Origin of the sequence: Caulobacter sp. UC70_42 (genome assembly GCF_044056025.1) — a bacterium.
Classification (GTDB): Bacteria; Pseudomonadota; Alphaproteobacteria; order Caulobacterales; family Caulobacteraceae; genus Caulobacter.
Window position 1 is genome coordinate 4,053,481 of record NZ_CP171994.1, and the last position, 17,775, is coordinate 4,071,255.

The 17,775-nt window shown below is 62.7% G+C and carries 20 protein-coding genes; 1 reads left to right on the top strand and 19 read right to left on the bottom strand.

Annotated features, from left to right (window positions below; all coding sequences use genetic code 11):
- Positions 1–65: 65 nt before the first annotated feature.
- The 11 genes from ACHMW8_RS20155 to ACHMW8_RS20205 all read right to left on the bottom strand — a co-directional run bounded on the left by ACHMW8_RS20155 (position 66) and on the right by ACHMW8_RS20205 (position 7,764).
- Positions 66–647, bottom strand: a complete 582-nt coding sequence (locus tag ACHMW8_RS20155) for a hypothetical protein (protein WP_395443550.1) — start codon at positions 645–647, stop codon at positions 66–68.
- On the bottom strand, positions 644–1,084 hold the full coding sequence (locus ACHMW8_RS20160; protein WP_395443551.1) for a lysozyme: 441 nt from the start codon (positions 1,082–1,084) through the stop codon (positions 644–646). Before ACHMW8_RS20160 ends, ACHMW8_RS20155 begins: the two co-directional genes overlap by 4 nt.
- Complete coding sequence (locus ACHMW8_RS20165) at positions 1,081–1,296, bottom strand: hypothetical protein (protein WP_395443552.1); 216 nt, start codon at positions 1,294–1,296, stop codon at positions 1,081–1,083. The genes ACHMW8_RS20160 and ACHMW8_RS20165 overlap by 4 nt, the downstream gene beginning before the upstream one ends.
- Positions 1,293–1,466 (bottom strand): hypothetical protein, encoded by a 174-nt coding sequence (locus ACHMW8_RS20170; protein ID WP_395443553.1) that lies wholly within the window; start codon positions 1,464–1,466, stop codon positions 1,293–1,295. The genes ACHMW8_RS20165 and ACHMW8_RS20170 overlap by 4 nt, the downstream gene beginning before the upstream one ends.
- Before the next feature lie 270 nt (positions 1,467–1,736).
- The gene (locus ACHMW8_RS20175; RefSeq protein ID WP_395443554.1) at positions 1,737–1,958 is read right to left on the bottom strand and encodes a hypothetical protein; all 222 of its coding nucleotides are present in this window, start codon (positions 1,956–1,958) and stop codon (positions 1,737–1,739) included.
- Positions 1,959–1,969: 11 nt separating this feature from the next.
- Positions 1,970–2,179 carry a hypothetical protein gene (locus tag ACHMW8_RS20180; protein ID WP_395443555.1) on the bottom strand — a complete coding sequence of 70 codons (210 nt, stop codon included), beginning with the start codon at positions 2,177–2,179 and terminating at the stop codon, positions 1,970–1,972.
- Between the two features lie 202 nt (positions 2,180–2,381).
- Positions 2,382–3,809 carry an SGNH/GDSL hydrolase family protein gene (locus ACHMW8_RS20185; RefSeq protein WP_395443556.1) on the bottom strand — a complete coding sequence of 476 codons (1,428 nt, stop codon included), beginning with the start codon at positions 3,807–3,809 and terminating at the stop codon, positions 2,382–2,384.
- A 12-nt stretch (positions 3,810–3,821) separates the two neighbouring features.
- Complete coding sequence (locus tag ACHMW8_RS20190) at positions 3,822–4,088, bottom strand: hypothetical protein (RefSeq protein WP_395443557.1); 267 nt, start codon at positions 4,086–4,088, stop codon at positions 3,822–3,824.
- A gap of 68 nt (positions 4,089–4,156) precedes the next feature.
- Positions 4,157–4,414, bottom strand: coding sequence for a hypothetical protein (locus tag ACHMW8_RS20195; RefSeq protein ID WP_395443558.1), 258 nt, complete (start codon positions 4,412–4,414; stop codon positions 4,157–4,159).
- Positions 4,411–6,543, bottom strand: coding sequence for a hypothetical protein (locus ACHMW8_RS20200; protein ID WP_395443559.1), 2,133 nt, complete (start codon positions 6,541–6,543; stop codon positions 4,411–4,413). Before ACHMW8_RS20200 ends, ACHMW8_RS20195 begins: the two co-directional genes overlap by 4 nt.
- A gap of 231 nt (positions 6,544–6,774) precedes the next feature.
- Complete coding sequence (locus ACHMW8_RS20205; RefSeq protein ID WP_395443560.1) at positions 6,775–7,764, bottom strand: TROVE domain-containing protein; 990 nt, start codon at positions 7,762–7,764, stop codon at positions 6,775–6,777.
- Between the two features lie 69 nt (positions 7,765–7,833).
- On the opposite strand from ACHMW8_RS20205, the gene ACHMW8_RS20210 reads away from it, so the two are divergent.
- Complete coding sequence (locus tag ACHMW8_RS20210; RefSeq protein WP_395443561.1) at positions 7,834–7,974, top strand: hypothetical protein; 141 nt, start codon at positions 7,834–7,836, stop codon at positions 7,972–7,974.
- 459 nt (positions 7,975–8,433) lie between these two features.
- Here ACHMW8_RS20210 and ACHMW8_RS20215 read toward each other — a convergent pair whose 3' ends face one another.
- The 8 genes from ACHMW8_RS20215 to ACHMW8_RS20250 form a co-directional block, all read right to left on the bottom strand.
- The gene (locus ACHMW8_RS20215) at positions 8,434–11,280 is read right to left on the bottom strand and encodes a hypothetical protein (protein WP_395443562.1); all 2,847 of its coding nucleotides are present in this window, start codon (positions 11,278–11,280) and stop codon (positions 8,434–8,436) included.
- Positions 11,277–13,340 carry a cell wall hydrolase gene (locus tag ACHMW8_RS20220; RefSeq protein ID WP_395443563.1) on the bottom strand — a complete coding sequence of 688 codons (2,064 nt, stop codon included), beginning with the start codon at positions 13,338–13,340 and terminating at the stop codon, positions 11,277–11,279. Before ACHMW8_RS20220 ends, ACHMW8_RS20215 begins: the two co-directional genes overlap by 4 nt.
- Positions 13,340–14,584, bottom strand: coding sequence for a tail fiber domain-containing protein (locus ACHMW8_RS20225; protein WP_395443564.1), 1,245 nt, complete (start codon positions 14,582–14,584; stop codon positions 13,340–13,342). The genes ACHMW8_RS20220 and ACHMW8_RS20225 overlap by 1 nt, the downstream gene beginning before the upstream one ends.
- Before the next feature lie 92 nt (positions 14,585–14,676).
- Positions 14,677–15,210, bottom strand: coding sequence for a GNAT family N-acetyltransferase (locus tag ACHMW8_RS20230; protein ID WP_395443565.1), 534 nt, complete (start codon positions 15,208–15,210; stop codon positions 14,677–14,679).
- Positions 15,207–15,623 carry a hypothetical protein gene (locus ACHMW8_RS20235; protein WP_395443566.1) on the bottom strand — a complete coding sequence of 139 codons (417 nt, stop codon included), beginning with the start codon at positions 15,621–15,623 and terminating at the stop codon, positions 15,207–15,209. Before ACHMW8_RS20235 ends, ACHMW8_RS20230 begins: the two co-directional genes overlap by 4 nt.
- Positions 15,620–16,624, bottom strand: a complete 1,005-nt coding sequence (locus tag ACHMW8_RS20240) for a hypothetical protein (protein ID WP_395443567.1) — start codon at positions 16,622–16,624, stop codon at positions 15,620–15,622. The genes ACHMW8_RS20235 and ACHMW8_RS20240 overlap by 4 nt, the downstream gene beginning before the upstream one ends.
- A gap of 195 nt (positions 16,625–16,819) precedes the next feature.
- Positions 16,820–17,068 carry a hypothetical protein gene (locus ACHMW8_RS20245; RefSeq protein WP_395443568.1) on the bottom strand — a complete coding sequence of 83 codons (249 nt, stop codon included), beginning with the start codon at positions 17,066–17,068 and terminating at the stop codon, positions 16,820–16,822.
- A complete protein-coding gene (locus tag ACHMW8_RS20250) occupies positions 17,065–17,772 on the bottom strand; it encodes a hypothetical protein (RefSeq protein ID WP_395443569.1) in 708 nt (235 codons plus the stop codon). Before ACHMW8_RS20250 ends, ACHMW8_RS20245 begins: the two co-directional genes overlap by 4 nt.
- Positions 17,773–17,775: the final 3 nt, after the last annotated feature.

Here is a 17,775-nt window from a genome sequence, read left to right on the forward strand (position 1 = left end):
GAACCGGGCCTTGATGTAGGCTCAAGCCGAATAACTTGCAGAAAGTGCAAGAAACTGGCGAGCCGTCAGGGCGTGGGAGCCCCGTACTCTTTAATCCAGAGATCGGCGTGAAGGGAGTACCAGGCCCTCCACGCCTTTATTTCCGCAATGGCGGTGTTGAAGGCGGTGGCGTTCGCGATGTCGTTTTCGGCAAGGTCAGAGAGGACCAGACCGGAATCGGCGTCGAGAGATCGACCGGCGCCTTCGGGAACGGCGGAACGACCGGCACCTGCTGCGTTGCGCAGCTCGACATAGCCAGCGCTGACGATACAGCGGCGATCAGCTTGAGGCGTGACATATCGGGGAATCTCCGATTTCAGCTGGGTTGAAAGGGTAGCGATGCGGGCGTTAGCTGTGGCCAGATCGGTCGAGACCTTCACGGTGATCGCGTCCGACTTCTTCTTGGTCTCAGCGGCCTTCTTTTCGGCCTTGGCGATGGACTTGGCGTACTCTGCTTGCTCGTGCTTCACTCCGGCTGAATAACCAGCGTGGTGAATGCCCAAGAGCGCCAGGGCGACGGCAAGGGCAACGGCGACCCGGCGGCCGAGCGGCGACTTGGTGAATGCCCACAGCTTGGACCAGACGGCGATGATAGCGGCGGCGATCACGCGTCACCCCTGTAGATAGCCGCCTCGCCAGCGCGACGCTTGGTCAGCCCGTTGAGGACTTTCCCGGCCTGCTTATTCCACCGTGCGAACTGGAGCCGAGCGTTCTCGCACTCGCCGTCCTTATGCATCCGAAGGAGGGTCGATGTCTTGAGCGCCTCCAGGCCCACGTTGTAAGCGAAAGACACGAGGGCGTCGTATTGCCCCTGCGTCGTTGGCGCCGCGCCGATAAGCTTGGAGACGCCGGCCGAGAACTTGGCCAGATCCGCCGCGAACCGGTCATCGGCTTGTGCCTTGGTGCAGGTCATCCCGAGTTTGATGTCGGGTCCGGTTGATCCCCAGCCGATCGTCGGTACGTCATTTGGCGCCGGAAGGTAGCTCGTGAGGCGACACTTCTCGTAGCCTTTGATGAAGTCGATGATCTTGGCGCTAGGCGTCATGGCTTTTCATCCTCGTTTGTGCCGCGCGTCGGGAAACCCCATCGCGTGGCGTCACGGGCAAGGAGCGTGAGGGCTCCGGTGAGGGTGGCGAGAAGCTCCCGGTTGCCGGCCGGCATCGGGAAATAGACCAAGGTGCCGATGCAGAGCACCAGGGCGCCAATGATCATGATCGCCATTGCGAAGCGGAATTGCTGAGTGGTGACGCGGGTCATAAGCCCAGCGCCTTCTTCAGCTTCTCCCCAAAGACCCCGGCCAGGCCCAGCGTTGCCGCCCAGAGCGTGGTGACCACGATCTTGAACCGCTTCAGGGTCTCGACTTCATCACGGGTTTTCTTCAGGTCTTCCTCAACGCGGGCGAGGCGCGCCCTTAGCTCTGCGGTCATTGATGCGCTCCATGACTGAAGCGAAAACCCCGAGCCCCGCGATCATGCAGAAGAGCGCCAAATACTCCCGCCACATGTCGCGCTCCAGGCCAGCCAACCGCAACTAATTGTAGCACGGCGAGAACGTTCAGGCACAAGATGTATGCGTAGCTGGCGGTGGCCCCGGACAAAAAGCCGCGCCAGAAACCGGCGTGCGCGACCAACTGCGCGATGAACGTGAAGCACAGGACGAAGCACCAGGCCGTTGGGCGAGTCATGAACCAGTAGGCGCTAATCATGAGCGCCATCAGGTCTACGACAGATAGCCAGATCATGTTCCCGACGCCCCCAGGCGGCGCCAGGGGAGCGGCAGATGATCGACAAGCCCAAGACGACCATGAGAAGCTGAGCCGCCCCCAGGACATCGCCGAACTGCTGGAAATCATGCCAAGCGCTATAGGCCGAGATAGCCAGAACGCAGGCCGTGGCAATGAAGAAGGCCATGAAGATCATGCGCCGACTCCTTACGGATTGGTAGGCGGCGGGGGCTTGTCGCCACCGACAGACAGGGGCTGCACGACACCAGTCCCGACGTAGTGTTGGGCGACGCTTTCCAGCATCGCGTGGGCCTTCTTGACGCGCTTCAGATCCTTGGCGCGGCCATTGGCCTCCAGCCAGGCCTCTCCAGCGACTAGCGCCTCACGGCCTTGCGTCACGAACTCGTCAGGCGTCATATCAGTGCTCCAGTTTTCTAGATTGTAAGCGACGTGAAGACGCATCAGCCGTGAGCGGCTTGCTTACGATTGATGCTGTGAGGGGGATGTCGCGGCCTAGCGCTAGGCGCCGCCTGTCCATCGGGTGGTGGGCTCGGGCGGTGCGGCTAACACCGTCCGAGCCTGATAGGAGACCCTGCCAGATGATGAGGGGGCGTGTGGGTTAGAGGGCCGCCAACTTCGTGCGGGCGATTGCGATGTCGCTTTGCGCGATCAGGTTTTGCCCCTCCCGCGAAAGGTGGATGCCGTCGCCGCTGATCATCGTGTCGCTGTTGCCGCTACCGTTCGTAGCGCCGACATAGCCGGTGCCCGTGATCGGCGGGCCGCCCGACTTGGTCCGGCGGGGAATGGTGATGATCCCCGGATCGTTTCGCGCATCGGCGATCTGGAATAGTCGGGCCTCTTCCGCCAAAGCGGTAGCGTCAGCCGCGCCGCCCCAGACATATCCATGAAGGAAGATCACGGTGCGGGGGTAGTTGGTGCGGATATAGTCGAGCACCGCGATGAAATTCGCCTCGACGTTGGCCTGGCCGGCGACCCACTTGTCGTTCTGGGACACGGCGATGTTCACGTAATCCCAATCGGCGTCGCCCATCACATAGGGCAGCATCTGGCGCACGTTGTTTCGGTTGCCGCCCGATCCGTCCGCGCTGGCGTCGGTCGTGCCCCTGTTCAGGAAACCCGTTCCGCCGACAGCCGCGTTCTCGACCTCCGCGCCGATCATGTCCGCGAACTGCACCATATGGCTGGTGCCGGCCCGGAAGGGGTTGGTACCGTCCGAATTGTTGCCGTGCGTAGCCGTCTCGACCTGGCTGTCACCGAGACACAGCCCGAGAAGGGCCGTAGCGGGCGGCGCGGCGATCGAATACCCGGACGCGACAGAGACGTTGAGCATGGGCCCGTTGGCGAATTGCATCTCAAGCGTGATTGTCCGCATCGCCGAGGAGCCAAAGTCCGCCTTCAGGAAGCCCGCGACCGCGTCAGCCGTACCCGTGGCTGGCAGATAGCCGTCCCTCGCCACGAAATGCCCATCGACAATAATCCTGTAAGGCGCGTTCGTCGCGGGGCGCGGAACTTGCCACTCGACCACGGGCGCCGCCGTCCGGATGGTCACGCGATAGGCATTGGCGATGCTCTCGCCGTTGTCGCGCAGGTTCGGCGTGTAGGCCGTCGCCCCGAGACCAGAGAGCCCCCCGGCGGATGGCGAGATGTTGGGCCCCGCCAGATAGAGACGGTACTGACCACCACCACCGTTGCGGATGTACTTGCGCCCCGGCGAAACGCGAAACTGGCTGGGGTTCTGGCCGCAATTGGCCTTCACCGTCAGCGACGCATCCGTCGTGCTCGCAAAGCTGATCGTCGGCGGTGAAGCCATATCCGACAGCTCAATGGGGTTCTGACCGTCATACGTCGCCGCTGCCGCCTTGATCTTGGCGAGTGTGGCCAAGACAGGGTTTACCCCACCACCCTTGGAAAGGGCGGCAGTGACATAATCCATCGGATACCGAAGCGCCAATTGCAGGGCGCCGGCAGCAAGCGCAGCGCTACCTAACTCGTAAGCCGCTGCGGCCAGTTGGCGAGCTTTGGTCATTTGTCAGAGGGCCTAGGCGAAATAGATCGTCTTAGCCGCGTTCGGCGTGACCAGAATTGGCGGGTTGGTGATCACCGCCAAAAGCGGGATGTCTCCGGCGCCAACCGACGCATCGAACGCCGCGCGCGTGTCCGTGTCGGTCGTGACGATCACTGCGCGCGTCGTAGTCTGAAGGGCAACAGACGACCCCGTAGTCCGCGTCACCTTGTCGGCCGGAAAGACGAAAGCGCCTTGGGCGTCCGGCAGCGAAACGAATTCATGAACGACGCGATTAGCCATATGGGTGCCCTCAAGCGGGTTGGTTCGGCTAAAGAGTAACCCTCACCAAGCCGCCTCAGGGCGTCGCGTCAGGTGGCGTCGAACGAGCCCATAGACGAGAAATTGTAGGCGCCGTTTGCCGTGGCGAGCGCCTGCATCGCTTCGTTCACGTCGGTGTAGCTCTTGGTGAGCTTGGCGTTGATCCACTGCAAAAGGCGCTCGTTGAACGTCCCTGCCGGGATCGACGCGAGGTCAAATAGCTTGTGCCAGTCACCTTCGTAGGTCTCGTCCGTGGTTGAGCCCGTGATGGCGCGGATGCTGGCCTGGCGGTAACCCTGCTGGCTCATGCAACGACCTGCGGCTGGTTGTCCCTGACAAGGGCTAGGCCCTTAATCTGCGTCTCGGCCTGTTCGATCGGCAGGCGAGCAAGTTGCGTCTGCTGCTCAATGCGCGCCCGTTCCGTCTCGCCCTGCTGAACCATCTGCTCGGTCTGCTGATTGATTTGAGCAACCGCAATCGGCGTCGTATCAGGCTGCTCAGCGGGAGTTTGAGCAGGCGGCTGGCTCGCCGCAGCGGTGATCTGATCAACCGTGCTATCGATGATGTCCTCAAGCTGGCGCCCAGCGCGGAACCGGCGCGCGGCGAACTTGATCATCTCGCCGAACATGCGAGCCAAGAGCGGTTGCGCCGCAACTTGCGGGCCGACTTGCGCGAAGAACCCGGAGATCGCCTGGATGAACTGCACCGTGCGTTCCTGCTCGTCCATCTCGTTTGGCTCGATGGTCGAGTCCGTCTCGATGTCGATGCGGAACTGGCGCATGGCATTGTTGCTCAGAAGCGCTTGCACGTCCTCCCAGGTTGGCGACTTCATCATATCCTCGAAGCCCGGAGGCAGCGGAGGGGGCTGTTGGCCCGTGGCCTGCGCCATCTGCATTGCCTGCTGCATCTGAGCCTGCGCCTGCGCCTTCTCCTCGGCGGTCGGCAGCGGCTCTCCGGTCATGGCGCGCCACGTGTCGATCCCGAACTTCTCGGCGATCACCTCCCCCTTGATCCGCAGCACGTCCCGAAGATAGCGCGCCAACTCATTCTGGCGATCACGGATGCGAACGGCCCCGGTGCGGGCCTTGATCCTCTGAGCGGTAGCCGTCTCGCCAGGGTCCGTTGCCCCGCGCAGGATGTCCGCAACGCCCGTGATCTGGTAGACATCCTCAATGAGCTGCGACCGCAGGCTGATACAGGCCTGAAGCGTGGTCACAACCTGCTCAATGGGCATCCATTCGATCTGCCCGCGAAGCCCCCCGCCCTCCTTCATGGTGATCCAGTCGGCAACCGGAATCAGCATGTTCGTATCGTTCTTGAAAAGCTGGTCGAGGTTGGTCTTGCCTTCCCCCGCATAGAAGCCCTTCAGCTTCAGGGCCTTTTCCAGCTTGCCGATGCGCGAGGTGAGGTCGTCGATTTCCTCGGCCTGGTCCTGCCAGTAGACGTAATCTGGGACCGGAATCAGGCTGTCGTTTCCAGTCGTTCCCAGAAGCGGCTTGGGGCACGGGAAAAAGCCGTCCAGGCCAAGAGGATCGTCGCGCACGTCAAGTGGCTGGGCGCTCCAGGACTTGGAGATCCAGAACACCTTCTTACTGCACTTGTCCCAGATCTCGTAGACCGCCGCGCGTTTAACGCCGTCCTTGTCCTGGCCTTTGGCTTGGTCCTGGGTGCGCGGTCCCCAATCCAGCGGGACTTTGGAGCCGATTTCCTCGCCAAATCGGTCCTCTAGCTGCTCACGGTCCATGTAGACCCGGCGCCAGACGTAAGTGACCTCATCCCACGTCCGAGAGGGCGAGCAACCCCAATCCTCGTTATTTACGTAGTCGGTGACGCTCTCTTCGAAGATGACCGGCTCATAGCCTTCGCCCGAGGCCTCGTACCCATCGTCCGTCTCCGTGACGTCATCCTCTTCGTACTCGCGGCCTTCGTCGTCGTTGTATTTCACCCCGGCGTCGGTCGTGATCTGTACAACGGGGATCTTTGGATAGACCATCGCCCCGTGGGTCGGGACGTAGCGCTCCCAGGTGATGCCACGCGCCACCAGCACGTAGTCCAGCACCAAATCCCTAGTCACACCGTCGAGATTGTTCTTGTCGATGCTGAACGTCAGGCAGCGCTCAAGAACCTCCGACGCGGCCTTGGCCACAGGATCGGCATCCTTGAAGCGACGAGACACAACGGGTTGCGGAGGGCGGGCGTATAGCGCCGGCCGGATCGTCTCGGTGTTGGCCCACAAGAGCGCGAACTGACGATTGCGACTGACGGTGGCGCGGACAGCCTCGTCATCGCGCTTGTAGCGGCGGACGATCTTCTTGGCGCGCTCGATGTATGGCTGAAGGGCCTTCTCGGAAAGCCCAAGCTCCGAGATCCACCTTCCAGCCGTCTTTTGCGCTTCGATCTTCGCCTTCTCGGCCTCGACGTCGAGAACTTCGGCCATGGTATCCCCTGATCAGTAGGGGAATTATGCCGCCGGGTTAGGAGGTCTCAGGCAGGTGCGGCGCACCGCTCCTTTCAAAGCAGTTCACCGCAGCCTCAACAGGACCAGGCACCGGTATCTGGCCCGATACCCAACGACGTATGGAGCTGGCGTCCACGTGCAGCGCATCCGCTAACCGTGTTTGCCAGCCCCATTTGCCGTAGAGGCGGATCGCCGCCTCTTTCGAGTTCATCACCGCTCATGTTCAGCGATGAACCTCAAAACAGCCTCAGAGAAGCCGTCGATATGAACCCACGGCCCGTATCCGACGCCGTTCTTGGCGCTGGCCACGTTGATCATGTAGCCCCGCGCCTTCGGAGGCGGCACAGGACGCCAGCTCGTCGATTGCTCGTCAGTGATGACGATCAGACGGTCATACGGCACTTGGGCGTTGATCGCCGCCACCGCACCGGCAAGTTCAGTTCCGCCGTGGGGCTGCGACTTGATCACCGCATCCACGCCAGCCATGCCGCGACGAGGCGGAACCTCAACGACGGCGTTGGAGAAGCTGAACACGCGCACGTCGCCCGGAATGATCGAGGCCAGCGCCGCAGCCGCGTCGATGCGCTTTAGGTCTGACTTCGCCGACAGGCGTTCGTCCATCGAGCCCGACACGTCCACCAGAACGGCGGTTTTGCCCGGAAGTGCCTTCATGTCGGCGATGGCCTCAGACAGCGCTTGGTCGATCGCCGGTTCAAACTGCGGAGCGGCGCGAGCGGCGGCGACATAGCGGAACGGCAAGACGCGTTGGGCGCCATTCTTGCGCGCCACGATGGCGTCACGAACAAGGCCCGTGTCGCATCCTGTCTCGATCATGTTCCGCAGATTTCGGAGCAGAGCCAGATAGCCCAGATTGCCTTCACGGATCAGGCGCTCGAACGTCTCGCGCTTGTCAGCGCCCCCCGAAAGCGCAACCTCCCACGTGTCCGGAGCCTCAAGCTCACCCGCGACCAACTTGCGCCAGACCTCGGCTTGCTCGTCGTCCTTGGGCTTGGCGTGAACCATGAACAGCACATCGCGCAGCTTCACGGCGCTGTCGCGGTTGTACTTGGCCAACTGATAGGCGTCGAACTTGCGCAGGACCTTCGCCAGCCCAAGCTTGAGCTGCTTCGACAGGGGGCGCTTGCCATCCTTCCAATAGATGGACAGCAACTCCCCAGGCTCGTCGGCGCGCTGGACCACCTTGGCGATCGTTTCACCGACCAACGGGCCGCCACGCTTGGCCAGAGCGACCAGAAGCAACAGCGGGACATGGCGCAGGTTGAACGACGATCGCGCCTCGACGGCGAGGTTGGCGACGGTCTCGGCCGGGACCTCATTGGCGAGGCGCAGGATGCGCTTGGCGATGTCCTCGCCTTCCTCGTAGAACTCGCGTTCCCACAGGAGGCATGAGGCTACAGAACGGCGAAGCGCTTGCTCGGCCGTCATTCGCATGGCGGGGGCACCGCCAAAGGTTTGCTCTTGGTATCGAGCGGGCGTCACATTCAGACGCATAGGCCTCTCCGGTCTGAAGTGGGGGAACAAACGCCTAGGCCGTTGTCTTTTGCTCTCCCAGCTGAGCTACACCGGCCGAAGCCGATAGCGGGAACTCGAACCCGCGACCCAAAGAAGAAATCCTAGACTTCACCACCCACAGAATTGGATTGACCGGACGAACATCAAAGAGGGGGAACAAGCGAAAGCGGAACGTACGCGCTCTACCAACTGAGCTACCGCCATTTCTGACAGGCTGGACTCGAACCAGCGACCTCGCTCTTAGCAGGAGAAGTAACCGCTCTCTACACCACCCTCAAAATGTGCGTCCGGGAACAAGCGATGCCGGTCTTTCACCAAAAGAAGTAACCGACGTCTTCACCACGGACGATGCAAGATTCGCGCATCCTGCACGGAATGTAAAGCGCGCAGATTGCACGGTAACGATGTCGTGATAATCCGCCTCGATCCGCTACGGCTATGTTCCCGCCCGTGCAGTCGAAGCGCCCTAAGATCATAGACGCCGAGTTCGAGGTTATCGAAGGCCCCTACCGGATCGGAGACGAGCACCGGACTTTGAAGCGCTGGCGCTGGACAGGCCTCTACGACAAGCGCGGCGTTCCCCTCTGGTATCGCCCTCCCCGCTTCAACAAGTGGCAGTTCGCCGGGATCGGGGTTCTGGTAATGATCCTCGGTTTCTGCCTCATCATGGCGGGGATGGTCGCCTGGAGCTACTGCTTCGGCTGAGCCGCGCTCGCCGCGCCGGAACTCTGCCCCCACCGTCGCCCCACCCCGTACGGCCTCTGCCAGCAAGCGGCGCTTTTGAGCCTCGGTTAGGTGCTGAACCACGATCGGCAGTTGGCTTTGATCCGTGTTGGTCAGGATCGACGCGAGGCTTTCGGCCGTAGCGGGGCTCATCTTGGGCTGGCCACCAGCACGACCAAGCGCCCGGATGATGCCAAGAACATTGCCGGTCTTCAGGTCCACCGCGCCTTGAGCCATCTGCTCGACCGGCCCGGCATCATTCTCGGACATCGCCGCAAGTTGCTTGGCCGTGGTCGAGTTGCCCATCAGCGCCGAGCGCGTCTGGAACATGGTTTGCTCGTTCGCCATCAGGTTCACGAAGTCGGCGAACTTCTTGCGGTCGGGGAACAGTTCCTTGAACCGCTCCAGTTGGTTCGGCTTCAGAACGCCCGCTTGCCTTGCCGCATCATAGGTCACGTCCGCGTTGCCAAGCTTGTCCTTCAAGGCTTGGAAGGCCCCCAGGCGGTAGGCGTCCTGCTCGGCCGGCGTCATGTTGCTGATCTTCCTGGCCATGACCGGCGTGTCTTCACGCAGAGCCGTGCGCCCAGCCTCCAGCGCATCCATCATCGCCGTGGGGCCTGCGAACGCCTCGCGCGCGGCCCTGTAGTCCGGGTTCAGGCTGTCCAGCTTCTCCACGAACCGACCAGCATAGCGCTTGATGGCGCCCTGTTCATTCGCGCCGATGCCCTGAACCTTGCCCTCCTTCACGAGGTCGTCGAGACCCTGTTTCATCAGGTCCAAGGTGCGCCAGTCCAGCGCTTCGTTGTTCGTGAAGCGCTCGGAAAGCGGCATGATGCCCTCGGTCCCGTCCGGCAGGGTGACGAATTCCTTTTCGGAGATCCCACGGGCGCGTTGATAGGCCTGTTGGAACAGCGGCGTTCCTGCGAACTCGCGTAGTTCTCCAATGTCTACGGGCTGGGCCTCGTAGGCCTTGGCATAGGCGGGTTGAGCCGCGGCCTTGCGCGTGGCAAGCAGGTTGTCGGCCTCGTCGTAATAGGCCTTCCCGTTCACGCCAAGACCTTCGCTCGCCGCGTCCAAGATACGCATGGATGACGGCTGAGCGGCGAACTCGCCATCGACCATGACGCCGCGCTGGCGAGCCTCCAGGGCCTTGCGGATGATGTCTTCGGCGCCACTTGGACGGTTGAAGGCGTCGCGGCCTAGCGTGCGGACAGCATCGCCAGTATCGGCGATCATGGCGTTCGGCCCGATAGATCCGACGCGCGCCGCCATTTGTTCCGGCGTCTGGCCTTGACGCTCCAGAGCCAGAGCAAGGCGCGAGTAGGCGTCGGCCTGTTGGCTTGGTGGAATGGGCCCAGAGGCGTTGGCCACGGCTTCGGCAACGCCGGGAGCGGAAGCTGCTTGCGCACCACCCGACGTAGGAAAGATCTCCGCCTCAGGTACGAAGCCGACCGACCCAGTGTCTCCAGTCACTTCGACCCAAGCCTTGCCGCTAGGATCAACCTTGCGGGGACCGGTGACCTCAATGGGGTAATCGACACCGTTGTGGCGTCGAACCATCCTGGCCAGTTCAGGAGCCGCTTGCGCCGTCGCCGCAGCCTCGGAAGCCGCGCCACCTTTCAGGACCTCGGCAAGCGCTTGGCTTTCGGTCTTCGCGCCAGACAGCGCCATGCGAACCGCGTCAACGGCCTTTTGCCCCGTGTTGCGCCAGACAGCCCCCCCAACGGTCGTGGCCACGGGGAAAGCCCCTCCAACGCCAGCGCCGAGGATACCGCCCTTGACCGCGCCGCCAAGACGCGACGGGTCATCGAACCCGCCCGCCCCTTCAGCGTAGCCTTGCGCCGAGCCGACCGCGCCGCCTTCAAGGCCACCGACCAGCATCCGAGGAAGCAGGCCAGCCGTCGCCGGGAGAGCAGACGAGCCCGCCGCCAGGGCCGGGAGCGCCGCGATTGAGCCGCCCACAGTCCCTACGCCGCGCAGTACCTTGCTCTCGGTCGGGTGCGCCGCGTCATAGCTGTCATCACGGAAGCGCTGGAGGTTCAGGGCAGCGTCATAGCGATCCTTAAACGTGGGAAGATCGCCGATCGCTGACTTGGGGTCATAGAGCGGCGTGTTCTTCAGCAAGGGCTCGACATACGGCGCCACGCCGGCCAGGATCGCGGCGTTGCCCTCATCGGCCAGAGCGCCAGCCACCGGCACGCCACGGGCAAGGGCGCGAACCTTTTGGTCCATCTCGTCCAAAAAGTCCGGCGGGGCCTGCTCGCGCGGCTGCGACAGGTCGGGCAACGGCTGCTGCTGCACCGGAACCGGTTGCTGGTATTGGGTCCCAAGCCCTTCGCCCGGTCCTTGCTGCATAGGCGCTTGCTGGGGTGTAGCCGGCTGGGCTTGGGGTTGCTGGCCGATCAGTGCGAGCAGTTCCGCGTCGGAGAGCTTCGAGACGTCGGTCTGTTGATCGATCATGGGATCAGCTTTCGGCGGCGGGCTTCGGCAATCGCGGCTTCACGGGTTCCAGGCGTGGCGACGACGGCCGGGTTAGGCGCGGGCGGGCGAGCTGACTGCGGAGTCTGCTGTCCCGGCGCCTGCGACCAGCCAAGGCTCTGCGCCACCGACGACGGGAACACGTCCTCGAACGCCCCCTCGCCCAAGAGGCGGTTGGTCATGCCCTGATATCCGAGAACACGATCGCGATAGTTGTTGTTGATCGACCCATAGAGGCGATCAGCGGTCGTGAGGATCTGCTGGCGGATCTTCGGGTTGAACGTACCAGACGAGTTGAGATAGGCCTGCGCTCCAGCGAGGCCGCCCTCAATGCCTTGCGCCTTCAGTTGCAGGGCGACGTCGCCTTCGCGCACGACGCCCTCATCAATCAGCTTTTGGAGGCCGTTAACCATGGCGATGTCGCCAGGGCCGTTCTGCTGCTGGAAGCCAGTGCGAACCGCGTCGATATTGCGCTTGAGTTGGATGGCCTGGTCCACGACCGGGCGAACTTGCTGTTGCAACTTTCCGACCTGTTCGATGTAGTTGCCCGGCGCGCGTGGGTCGGCTGGACCACCCTGGATGGGGGCTTGGCGACCGGCGTTGTCGTACTGATAGCCCGCGCTCGGAAGCTGCGGGCGCGTCGGATCGGCAGGCCCGCCACGCACCGGCTCGTACCCGTTCGGTCCTGCGTTATAGCCCTGAGGCGGCGCGCCAGGCGCTTCTTTCAGGTTTCCGAGCGGATCGCGTTGCACATTCAAACCGCGCTGAGCATAGGCCAGACCCGCGTCTTGCGCCGACATGACCTGCGTCATCGCCCCCTGCGGGATCGGGATCATGACCGGCTGACCGCCTTGGCCCGGTGTCTTGCTGACGTAGAACGGAACGCCGTTGATCGTCTGGATGTCGGCCTCGACGGGCTGCGTCATCTTCTGCTGAAGCTTTCGAGCCTCGGCCACGCCCTGGTCGTGATAGCGTGGATCATTCAGAAGACCTTGGATGTAGCCAACTTCCGCTTCCGTAGGCTGATAGGTCGGCCACGGGTTGCCGCCCGCCGCTGCCGCTGGGGGAGCATTAGGCGCGGCGGGCGGCGCTCCGCCCCCGGAGGGACTGACAGGAGCGGAGGCTTGCAGCATCGACGGATCAATCTGGCCATTCGTGGCCACGTTCACCGGAGGCTGTTGAGGTTGTTGGGGCTGGAACATCTCGGCCGGAGACTGGCGCTGATGCGCGCCCTGGCCGCCATAGCCGAGGTTGAAGAACCGATGGCGCCCATGATCGACGCCAGAACCGTTGTCCCAGCGCGGCGGAGCGCGGCCGGCGGCGGATTGCGCGGTCGGGCTGTAGAAGTGATCAGCGCCGTTCGTCACGTCCTGACCTTGCAGGGCGGGCGCGATGTTGGCCAAGATCTTCTGATAGTCGGCGCTATCGGGCGTCAGGGCCTCAAGCTGGGCGCGCGTCTTAGGGTTCGACCACGGCTCGAATTGGTTCGGCTCAAGGACCACATCAGCAATCCCTTTCCCGCCCTTCTTCGCGCGGTTGATCACGACGTTCGCCACGCCGAGTTGGCCTAGCGGGTCTTCACCCCTCGCCTCTCCCCACACGGTGCGGACCAGCTTGTCGACGTCGGGGTTCAGCGCCAGTTGCGAGACTGGAGGCGGCGCGGGTTCAGCGTTCGGCAACGCTACCGGCTGAAGTTGCGGGATCTGCGGCGCGGGCTGGGCTTGTGGCTGCGGCGCCGATGGTTGCTGCATGGCGGGCGCTTTGGGCTTCAGGGCCGCGATAAGCGCCGCCGTCTCGGAGTCCTGGTCCGCCTTCAGCGCGGTTACAGCATTCGCATCAGCCTTCTTGCTCTGCCGGCTGAGAATGGCCGTCGCGAGCAGCTTGGCCGCCAGCTCACCGCCCGACTGAATGTTCTTGCCGCCCTCCTCCTGCATCTGCTGGAGCGCGTTCGTCAGATATTGCGATCGGCGAAGGCTCGATTGCGTCTGCGGCCCATCGCGGAGCGCAGCGGCGATGTTGGCGGGGACTTGAGCCGTCGCCATCAGAGCACCGCGTAATCAACGGCCATGTAGCCACCAACGTTGACGATAGCGGCCGGATTGACCGCCAAGACCTCTTGAGCCAGGACGCCCACCCGAGAGCCGCCGCCCCACGCGTATTCGTAGGCGTAGAGGTCGATACCCGGCTTCAGCGTACCGACGCGCTCGATGTTCTTCTTCAGGCGCACGTCGGACATCAGCGCCGCCGAGCCCAGCGAGAACAAGCCACCCATCATGCCAGAGTTGGCTTGCGCCGCGCGGTTGGCATTGGCCTGCTGGGCTTGCTGGTTGAGCGCGTAAGCCCCCAACACGTCGGTCTGCCCTACCTGCGTCGGCGTGTACTGCACACCCTGCGGCGTCGAGACCTGACCCGATGACATCAGCGAGTTGAACTGATTGAGCGGCTGGTTCTGGATGTACGCCCTCTCCTGAAGGCCCTGGTTGCGCGCCTCGTTGCCGAACTGCGCATTGGCCTGGGCGCCCTGATTGGCGATCTGGGCGTTGGCGAGCGACTGCTGAAAGCCCTGGTTTTGAGCCGAGTTGGCAAACTGCGCCGCGCCGAGGTTCTGGCTGTAGTCCTGACCGGCCGTCGTGTTGTGGAACCCGGCCGCTTGCAGGTTTTGCGTGTTGGCCTGGCTCTGCGCCGAGTTGGCGAACTGGCCTTGATTGAGCTGGCGACCGAACAGAGCGTTCGCCGCGTCTTCACCCGCGCCGATCGACGAATAGACAGCCTGGTTCGTGGCGTCGGTTTGCTGACGGCCAAGCTGGTCACGGGCGTTCTGATAGGCGGCCGAGTTGATGCCGAGGCCCTGGTTCGCCAGGCGGGTTTCGAGGCCATTGTCTTGGCGCTCGAACTGCGGATTCAGCCGCGACATGGCCTGATTGTACGTGGCGTCGATCGCCTGCTGGCGGGCCGTGTCCAGGTTGCCGCCGACCGACTTCTGAATGTCGCCACCCGCATCATAGCCGTACTTAAGGGCCTGCCCCATGTCGAATGACGACTGGATCGGGCCGCCTTGCGCTTGCTGCACCTGGAATCCGCCAGATAGCGCAGGTAGGCCATCGGTGGTCAGGGTTTGGCCTAAGGCCTGCCCTACACGCCCGATCTGCTGGTTAGCGATCCCGAGGGCGGCGTTCTGTGCTGTGTTGCTCTGGTCGTAGAGCTGTTGCTGACCGGGGCTGAGGTTGGTGTATTCGGGCGTACCCGCCAGGCGCGCTCGTGTCGGCCTTGTAGATGACAGAGCCATCAGGGCCGTAGGAGTTCACCATGTTGAGCTTTTGTTGCTCTTGCGCCGTCGCCGTGTTCGCCGCCGCTTGTGCATTCGCGGTCTGAACCGGATCAGGCGCCGCTACAGTGGTCGACCCGCCTTTTTTCGCCATGTATCAGGTTCCGCACAGGAAGCGGAGGCACATCGGTTCGCCGATCGGTATTGAACTTGCTACGAGCCCACTCTTTGGCAAGGATGCCGTAGACCGCAGCGCTGTCAGTCCCGAAGCGGCGACGAAGGACGCCCTCTCGCTTGAAGCCAAGCTTTTCAAGGAACTGGCGCGTGCTGGTCGCCCTGAGCGGTGTCGCTGCCGTTACCCGCTGACACTTTAGCTGACCGAACGGGTACCTCAGGAGCATGCTGATCGCCGACTTGGACAGGTAGAAGCCCGGCTCCATGGCGAATGAAATCTCGATGTCGTGGAAGTCGCCATCATAGCCGCTGTAGATTGCTGCGGCCTTCAGGTTTCCCTCGCTGTCCGTTACGCCAATGGCATTGCAGCCCGTCGAGAACCGCTCAGGCTTGACATATCCGATGCGGTCGCACGCCCAGCCGATAAGCTCCTGATCGCGGCCGAACACGCCGCGCGTGAAGGGAGCGCTCAAAGCGGCCCCCCCTGGATGAACATCAGGTCAAACCCGATCAACTGCACGTCCACGTCAAGCGGCAGGTTCGGCGCTGTGATGATGAAGTCCCCACCCGTCTCGGTGAGGATCAGGTCGATACCGTCAAAACTGACCCGATCGACGTTCTGATTTCCCAGAACAGACACCCGCATTCTAGGCGTGGCCACATAGCCGATCGCCGTAGTGCTGGTCCAATCATAACGGATGTCGTTGGCGTCGCCCACGTCAGTAGAGGAGAACTCCGTCGTTGGGATGGACGTGGGAACAGCCTCCCTATAGTCCGTCAGCACCTCAAGCGCCGGGTTGATGATGGCCGGCGCCTTAATCAGGGGCCGGATCATCGTGAACTGCTTTTCGGTGTTCGAGCCGAAGTTACTGAACGCCGGCTTCACGTCCCCAATGATCGTGTCCCCGTCATCCGAGGCGGTGATGTCCCACTGATAGACGCCATCCGTCGAGCCGAAGTAGATCGCGTCGTTCGCTGTCTCCCAGCAGATTGCGTTGATGCCCGTAAACCTGCACCAAGCGCCCGACTGGATCGACTGCACGAACTGAACCGACGTTTCCAGTTCAGCCGATGGAATGTTGAAGATCGCCAGCGAACCGCGGCCCGATAGAGCGTGCCTGACCAGCCGTAGAGATCGCCATAGCTGTTCCAGGCCGTGGAAAATGCCGTTGCGATCTTGGCCGTAAGGGCGATCTTATTCGCCTCGGTCCGATCCTTGTTCAAGGCCTGAGACAGGGGGATAATCCCATCCTGGGTCATGATCGCCAGATCCGAGCCCCACTTGATCAGGCTGTTGTCACCGATCGGCTTTCCGATGTTGTAGACGCCCACCAGGGACCAGTTGTCCGCGTCCGAGGGATCGAGGCCTTGGTAGACCGCGATCTGACCTTCCGAGGTGACAAAGACGGCCATATCGTCCATGCCCTGGCCACCATCCAGAGACCACGTTCCCTCGGCGACAAGTTGCCCACCAAGGTCGAAGATGGGACCAAGATCCAGCAATTCCGCCGCGCCCTGCACCGCCAGGACCGGTAGATACCAGACCCGTAGCGTGTCGCCCTCGATGAAGAACAGACGGCGCTTGTGAGCCATGACTTGGCTAAGATCAGAGTCGTCGAGCGTGATCGAACCGGCCGTTCCGGTGATCGCCGCGTCCGTGAAGCTCGTGCCGTCGTACTTCTGAGGCGTGTTCGCTCCATTGACCGCGATGGCCCAAGCGCCCGCGTCGTTGGCAAAATTAGTCGACCGCCAGCGGGCATTGATGGCCGACGAATAGACCGCGCTTCCAAGCGGATCATCCGTGGTGACGTCGTAGATGTCAGACCCGGAGCAGGCAAACAGCTTGTCCCCGGCCGCGTCCCCGCGCCATGCGATCAGGCTTTCCACCGGACCCGTGCCCGTCACCTGCTGGCGAAAACCCCGCCGCAGCTCGACATAGCCGGCCCGAGGAATCCAGTTTGTCCAGGATGATGGCGTTCTGCTTGGGCATGTTGGCCAGGGGGCTTTCGGTATCCCAGCCACCCACCGGAGCCGGCACCGTCCGCGAAGAGGCGATGCGGCGCCCACCACCAACCGCGCGCCTCATTTGGCCACCCAACCGCTCGTGCCTGTCCCGCTTTCCTTCACGTACAGGGTCGTGTTAGCCCCGCCGTCAGAGCGCAGATAAGCAGTTCCCTTGGGGGCGGCGACGTTTCCCTCCGGCGACCCCGCCCCGCTACGAACCATGCTCTCAATAGCCGTCGTTCGCTCGTTCAGCGCCGCGAGAATGGCGTTCATCTTGCGGCGGAAGTTCTCGGGACTTTGGCGGATGGGGACCTGATAATCGCTCACCGGCCGTATCCCGTTTCTGGGATGTTCGCTCCCCAAAGGGCGTAGGGGATCTCATCGCCTGCGACATCCAGAGCCCGCATCCCACCGTCGTTGGCGAGCGCCTTCGTGGCGGCACGCTCGTACGTGTCCATGTCCTCGGCATAGTCCAGGCCCTTGGCGTGCTTCCAGCGCCAACGGAGGCCCATTTTCATGATGTTTTCTGGCAGATAGGTCGTATCATCGTCCGCCGTGAAGGCTTCCTTGGCCGTTCCAGTGCTGGAAGCGGCCCAATAGGCGCTGACGTACTCGTAGGCGATCAGGTTTCCGTCCGGTGGCGGAGGGGAAATCATGATCTGGCCGCGACGCTCGCGAAACGACAGATAGACCTTGTTGTAGACCGGCTGGGCCTGAATACGCTGAAACTCTTGCGGCGTGATCGGGCCGATGAGCTTGCGTACCTGGGTGCGGTTGAAGAAACTATCCGAGATAAAACGGTCCAGATCTGGCGGGATCGGCGAGTTTGTCTGAATAGTCGATTCCGTCGTGGTGAACGTCCACTCAGCGGTAAGGCCCTGCCAATCGCCACGCTTTGATAGCTCGCTGCCCTCCTCGTTGAGCAGCGAGAAAAGCTGTCTTATCTGCTGGTCCGTGGAACTTGTAACCGATGTCGGGCGCGGTATGCCCACTCGGTCGGCCACGTCCTGGATGATCGACAGCATGGTCATGGG